Origin of the sequence: Hallella bergensis DSM 17361 (assembly GCF_000160535.1) — a bacterium.
Taxonomy (GTDB): domain Bacteria; phylum Bacteroidota; class Bacteroidia; order Bacteroidales; family Bacteroidaceae; genus Prevotella; species Prevotella bergensis.
Genome location: NZ_GG704796.1, coordinates 1 through 1,090 on the forward strand (window position 1 = coordinate 1; position 1,090 = coordinate 1,090).

General features: G+C 48.4%; 1 protein-coding gene. It reads left to right on the plus strand.

Translation table 11 applies throughout. From position 1 onward, the window contains the following. The first annotated feature begins 86 nt into the window (after window positions 1-86). Entirely contained in the window at window positions 87-1,007 is a 921-nt protein-coding gene (locus tag HMPREF0645_RS12840; protein WP_419185652.1) for an IS256 family transposase, variant Zn-binding type, read from the plus strand. The last annotated feature ends 83 nt before the right edge of the window (window positions 1,008-1,090 follow it).

Consider the following 1,090-nt stretch of genomic DNA (forward strand, 5'->3'; position numbering starts at 1 on the left):
GGCTAATGTGACAAAAATGTGCATAAAAACGTTTCAACTACTTGTAAATCATTACCTTTGTTCCATTTATATATTTATGGCAAAAAATCTGCTTTTATTGCAGCTCAAAATCGGTGGTAAAACGCGGCTTTCACAAGGGCCGTCAGCGTTGGTACTGCAAGTCCTGCGGCCGGACATTTGTAGGTCACAAGCGGCTTACCGAAGAAACGGTGAACACCCGTTACTCAAAGGGCAATCTCACCGTCGAGGATTTGGCCACGGAGTACGCAGTGTCCACGAGGACAGTTTACCGCAGGCTGTCGAAGACCTACAAGGCTTCTCTTCCAACATGCTGCGCGCGTCCCATAGTGGTTCTGATGGACACAACCTATTGGGGACGCAACTTCGGCGTGGTGATCATGAAGGACTCGCTAAGCGGCGAGGTGCTTTGGTACAAGTTCATTGACAGGCATGAACGTCTGGAAGACTATTGGGAGGGAATCACGTACCTCAATTCACTCGGACACACCATATTGGCTATCGTGGCGGATGGCTTCAAGGGACTCAGGAAGATGTTCCCCAGGTATAAATTCCAGCTTTGTCAGTTTCACCAGGTGCTGACAGTCAAGGCCAAGCTGACTTCCAGACCCAAACTGGAGGCCTCTCGGGAATTGCTCAGGCTCACGCTTATGTTATGCCATACGGACAAGGAATCGTTCGTCGGAGCCTTGGAGGCGTGGCACGCAAAATGGGAGGATTTCCTAGGGGAGCGGACGGCATCGCCAGACGGAAAGTCCCATTACACACACAAGGCTGTGCGCAGCGCATATCTGAGCCTGAAGAGGAACATGCCGTGGCTGTGGACGTGGTACGACCACCCAGAACTGAACATTCCGAACACGAATAATGCCTTGGAATCGCTAAACTCTGAATTGAAGATAAAATTGAACCTACACAGGGGTATGAGTGTAGAGAGAAGAAAGATACTCATCCAGAACCTAATAAAGGGTCACAAGCCTAGTAGATAAACGGAACGCAGAAGATTCCATGCACATTTTTGTCACATAAAAGAAAACGACTCTAAATTATGCACATTTTTGTCATATAAGCC